The organism is Paraburkholderia sp. Ac-20347 (genome assembly GCF_017104805.1).
Classification (GTDB): Bacteria; Pseudomonadota; Gammaproteobacteria; order Burkholderiales; family Burkholderiaceae; genus Paraburkholderia; species Paraburkholderia tropica.
In genome coordinates, this window is sequence record NZ_JAAGPN010000413.1 from 1 (window position 1) to 5,031 (window position 5,031).

Below are 5,031 nucleotides of genomic sequence, written 5' to 3' on the forward strand. Positions count from 1 at the left end.
TGATGGCCTCAACCTTGAACTCGTTCGTGTATTGCCTTTTCGGCACTGACTTCTCAGACATGCAATCCTCCGTACAAACAGGAAACTAACAAATTTCCTGCTGTACGTGAAATCGAGGCATGGTCAGGGCAATGCTGCGTTCAATCGGCAGACCGGGCATCGGCGGCTGCGAGAAGTGCTTGCAGCAGGTGCAGACGCCCTTGCGCCGGATCGTGCGGATCACCTTGAAGGCGGCCGAGACACGAGCGAGCTGCTCGGATGTGTCTTCGCCGATCAGCTGCAACACGTTTCCGCACAGTGGGCAGCCCGGATCGAGTTCGAACGCATGCTCTTCGCGCGGCAGATGGGGCGGCAGTGCCTCCTGCGGCGACGCGTTGACGCCAGACATGCTCGCGGTCGACGCGCGGGCTCGGCGCACATCGGCAACGCCGCGACCGGCAGCCAGATCTTCGAGCTCGGTCTCAAGCCGGTCGATCTGCTCGGACTTGCGACCGAAGTGCATGGCGGATTCAACCGGTCGACGCAACACCTAGAATCTGCGTGAGCAGCGGAGGTGTTGCAAATGAAGCAGCGACCGAGAATTTACTACTCCGAGACCCAGAAAGCGCTGATGTGGGACCGCTGGCGCAAGGGTGACACTATTCATCAGATTGCCAAACTCTTCGATCGGGGCCATTCTTCGATTCAGCGGATACTCTCGGAGAGCGGCGGTATCCAGCCGCCGCAAAGGCATCGTGCGCCGCAGGCATTGACGCTAACAGAGCGCGAGGAGATTTCCCGCTCTCTGGTGTCCGGATTATCAATTCGCTCGATAGCGGCAAAGCTGGGACGCGCTCCTTCCACTATCAGTCGCGAGTTACAGCGCAACGGGGGCAGCCTGGGCTATCGAGCAAGCCAGGCGGATGCTATCGCCTGGGAGCGGGCACGTCGGCCGAAGGTTTGCAAATTGGTGCAAAACCAGACGCTGGCACGAGTTGTCGCTGCGAAGCTGAAGCTGCAGTGGTCTCCTGAGCAGATTGCTGGTTGGCTCAGACATGCTTACGCGGTCAACAAGGACTATCTGGTGTCGCACGAGACAATCTATCGGAGCCTCTATATACAAGCTCGTGGCGCCCTGAAAAAGGAATTGCTTGAGCACTTGCGACGCTCTCGAACCATGCGCCGATCCCGTCTCACACATTGAAAACCGAGGGCCGCACGAACATTCGTGACGCCGTGTCGATCAGTGAGCGTCCCGCTACGGCGGAGGATCGAGCAATACCCGGACACTGGGAAGGAGACTTGATTTATGGCAACGCTACCAGCCAGATTGCGACTCTCGTCGAACGTCAAAGTCGGTTCGTCATGCTGGTTAAAGTAGCGAGCAAGGATTCCGAGGTTGTGGTTGACGCGCTTATACGACACGCCAGCAAGTTACCTCGGGAACTATATAAATCACTGACTTGGGACAGGGGTTCGGAAATGGCCGAGCACAACCGCTTTACTGTTGCTACCGACATTGAGGTCTATTTCTGCGATCCTCAACATCCCTGGCAACGCGGTTCGAACGAAAACACGAATGGGCTTCTGAGGCAATACTTCCCTAAAGGTACCGACTTCTCCGTCTACTCGCAGGCCAGACTGGATACCGTAGCCAGGCGGCTCAACGAACGCCCCCGGAAAACATTAAACTTCGACACGCCAGCTGAACGATTTAACCAAATCGTTGCGTCGACCGGTTGAATCCGCCATCCGTTTGAGCTTGTCGATCTGCGCCTTCAGCCGCTCGATCTCGAGTTCCCGTTCGGCCATGTCCCGCACGAGCCGTTCGATCTCGCCACTTTGTTCGGCAAACGACGCGCGTTGCGCAAGCACCAAGGCCTGCAGCGCGTGAACATCCTCAGGGAGATCGGCGCCGTTCGACATGAAGCGCAGTTTACGAGCCTTCCTCGCCGTTTACAACATCGACAGTGCAGCGGTGCGGCGTGGTTGCCGCCAGTCGATGCCCTCAAGCAACATCGACAGTTGAGCGGAGGTCAGGAAGACCTTGCCGCCATCGGCCTGTGGCCAGACGAAACGCCCTCGCTCCAACCGTTTGTAACATACCTCGAAATGCAGGCTCTGGGGCTGCCACAGAACATCTTGTCCGCATCACCCACCCGTTCCACCCGTTCAGCGGACAGCAACTTCTTTGTGTCGGTGAGCGCTATAACCGGTCTGGCCGGCGTCTCCTGCTGCGCATCGACGACAAGAGTTATTGCTCCGTTCCTCCGAAATGGACCGATATGAGCGAGCCTGATCCCGAGATCTCTATGGGACGAGAGCACGCGTTGTTCACGGTCAACGACTTGATGGAGCTTGTGCTACTCGTGAGACGTCTTTCGTACAGGCGTGCCGGGAGCGGTACTTGACCGTAAAGAGATTTTTGCCGCAAATGTAAGGTAATTAACGCCGCTGAATCCGAAGCTGCGTCTTAAATTGTGGGCATATAGCAACACTATGAAGGTTAGAAACTGAACGTCCTAGAGCTTGACAAAGCCTGTGGCGCGGCATAATTTAATTACAGTGAACTGCAACCATTTGGAGTGAATGTGCCGCCCAATGAACGCAAGCGCTCGAAGACGGATGTCCTCGCGGAGGACGGTACGCTGAATCCAACGCCGTCGAACGTTCTCGATGCCAAGTTCCACGAGGGTGGATTCTTCGATCCCCATGACGCTGTGCAGGTCAAGTATGAGATGTTGCGTCGCGTTTCTGTTGAGAAGGCCTCCATAACGCAGATCTCCGACGAATATGGTGTTTCGCGGCCAACCTTCTATCAGGCGCGAGCGGACTTCGAGCAAGGAGGAATCGCAGGACTGGTTCCAAGGAAACGAGGGCCGCATGGTCCGCACAAGATCCAGGGCGAGGTGTTGGCGTTCCTCAAGTTACAACACACGCCCGGAGAACCACTTCGGGCGCGCGAACTGGCAAAGCTGGTTCGCAAAGAATTTGGTCTGGATGTACACCCGAGAACGATCGAGCGAGCGTTCGGTGTAAAAAAAAAGGTGGAATAGCGGGATGCTGTGCCTGGCCGTCGGCCGTGTCGGCGCCGATCACCGCGCAATACGAGGTGATGCGTTCCGCCGCTCTTGGCCAGGCCTTGCCTGTGGAAGCCCGGCGCGGACTCAGCGTCTTCCTTGCGCGAGGGATGTGGGCGTGGGCACGCATGACGGTTCCGGGGCGTGCACCGCCCGAACCAAATGTTACCCGGTCATCGTCGAACGCTCAGCCCATCGAGCGTCAAGGCTTTATCTACGTACTCGCAGGCATGGCTGTGACGGTCAATGAGCGGAGAACATCGTGAACGCGTCCCTTAAAGTTCAGCCTCACCACCTCGAACGGAGCGCTTACCTCTACGTCCGGCAGTCGTCGATGCGGCAAGTCCTCGAGAACGTCGAGAGCACAAAGCGACAATATGCCCTGCGTGGACGCGCGACGGCGCTCGGCTGGCGTGACGAGCAGATCGTCACTATCGATAGCGACCAGGGGGAGTCTGGAGCATCGGCGTCCTGGCGGGAGGGGTTTCAACGATTGGTCACTGACGTGGGCATGGGCCGCGCAGGCATCGTCATGGGCCTGGAGGTGTCGCGCCTGGCCCGAAACAATGCTGACTGGCATCGGCTTCTGGAAATCTGCGCGCTCGCTGATACGCTGATTCTCGACGAAGACGGGATATACGATCCAGCAAGCTTCAATGACCGGCTCCTGCTTGAGCTCAAAGGAACAATGAGTGAAGCGGAGCTTCATGTTCTCAAAGCGCGCCTACGAGGCGGCATTCTGAACAAGGTGAATCGAGGCGAGTATCGGTGCGTGCTACCGACCGGCTTCGTATATGACGACCTTGGCAACGTAGTGCTTGACCCAGATTCCCAGGTCAGAGAGACCATCACATATTTCTTTGAGACGTTCTTGCGAGTCGGCTCTGCCAGCCAGACAGTCAAGGTCTTCAAGAAGGAAGGCCTCCTGTTTCCATCCCGTATGCGCAACGCGAAGTTCCTGGTCTTCCAGCACCTCACCGCGTCGACGGCACTTCGCATGTTGAACAATCCGCGCTACGCAGGCGCTTACGCCTACGGCCGGAGGCACTATCGCAAACTCGCAGACGGGCGGAAAGTGCCGAGAAAGCGTGGCCGCAATGACGGGCTTGCTTGCATTCCGGACGCCCATCCTGGATACATTACCTGGGAGCAGTATCAGCAGAACCTTGCTGTTCTGGAGACGAATGGTCGCGGGTATAAAGTCGCGCGATCATCGCCACCTCGCGAGGGAGCTGCTCTTCTGCAGGGACGCGCCATCTGCGGTCGTTGTGGTCGGTATCTCCGGCTCCGGTACGCTACGCGACGCGCACGACAGGAAGCCTGGTATGTCTGCGATCGAGCACAAGGCGCTCGTGGAGAACCTTGCTGCCAGTCAATTGCCGGAGCGCCGATTGATGAAGCAGTTGGCGCATTGATCGTCGCGTCGATGACTCCGGCTGCCGTTGAGTTGGCATGGGAGATACGTAAGGAAATTGAAGCGCGCCACGATGATGCCGATCGATTACGCCTGCGCGCTATCGAACGCGCCCAGTTCGATGCAGATCTTGCGCAACGACGCTTCATGCTGGTCGACCCAAGTAACCGACTGGTCGCCGACACACTCGAGCAAGAATGGAACGACAAGCTGCGCATATTGGCCGACGCGAGAGAACAAAGGGAGCGTAGCCAGCAGCAGGAGCGTCTCATACTCGACGATGCGATCCGCGATCGGCTCATCGCAATGACAGCGGACTTCAAAGCACTTTGGCGTGATCCATCGCTGGCGAATCGAGAGCGAAAGCGGCTGCTGGCCTACATCGTCGAGGACGTCACTCTGTGTTGAGGTGCGTGCAAAACTGACCCACTGGGGATGCGGACAAAATCTTGGACTACTTTGGAGGTAGTCCATGTATTCATACGAAGACCGCGTTCGGGCGGTCGAGCTGTACCTGAAACTCGGGAAGCGCATCAAGGCGACAATCCGCCAGTTGGG

Annotated in this window: 4 protein-coding genes and 2 pseudogenes; 3 read left to right on the plus strand and 3 right to left on the minus strand. The window is 57.6% G+C overall.

Annotation, left to right across the window (positions count from 1 at the left end):
* Positions 1-127: 127 nt before the first annotated feature.
* Positions 128-502 (minus strand): annotated as a pseudogene (locus G3N97_RS36565) (IS66 family transposase zinc-finger binding domain-containing protein); the annotation flags it as partial.
* 60 nt (positions 503-562) lie between these two features.
* On the opposite strand from G3N97_RS36565, the pseudogene G3N97_RS36570 reads away from it, so the two are divergent.
* Positions 563-1,722 (plus strand): annotated as a pseudogene (locus G3N97_RS36570) (IS30 family transposase).
* Here the strand turns inward: G3N97_RS36570 and G3N97_RS36575 are convergent.
* Together G3N97_RS36575 and tnpB are read right to left on the minus strand one after the other, a co-directional pair.
* The gene (locus G3N97_RS36575; protein WP_205997657.1) at positions 1,666-1,905 is read right to left on the minus strand and encodes a hypothetical protein; all 240 of its coding nucleotides are present in this window, start codon (positions 1,903-1,905) and stop codon (positions 1,666-1,668) included. The pseudogene G3N97_RS36570 and the gene G3N97_RS36575 sit on opposite strands and share 57 nt — an antisense overlap.
* Before the next feature lie 30 nt (positions 1,906-1,935).
* Positions 1,936-2,070: an IS66 family insertion sequence element accessory protein TnpB gene (gene tnpB / locus G3N97_RS36580; protein ID WP_205997658.1), complete on the minus strand. Its 135-nt coding sequence runs from the start codon at positions 2,068-2,070 to the stop codon at positions 1,936-1,938.
* Between the two features lie 500 nt (positions 2,071-2,570).
* Here tnpB and G3N97_RS36590 point away from each other — a divergent pair, with 500 nt between their 5' ends.
* Entirely contained in the window at positions 2,571-3,035 is a 465-nt protein-coding gene (locus tag G3N97_RS36590; protein WP_205997660.1) for a helix-turn-helix domain-containing protein, read from the plus strand.
* 286 nt (positions 3,036-3,321) lie between these two features.
* Positions 3,322-4,881 (plus strand): recombinase family protein, encoded by a 1,560-nt coding sequence (locus G3N97_RS40260; protein ID WP_346778174.1) that lies wholly within the window; start codon positions 3,322-3,324, stop codon positions 4,879-4,881.
* Positions 4,882-5,031 lie beyond the last annotated feature (150 nt).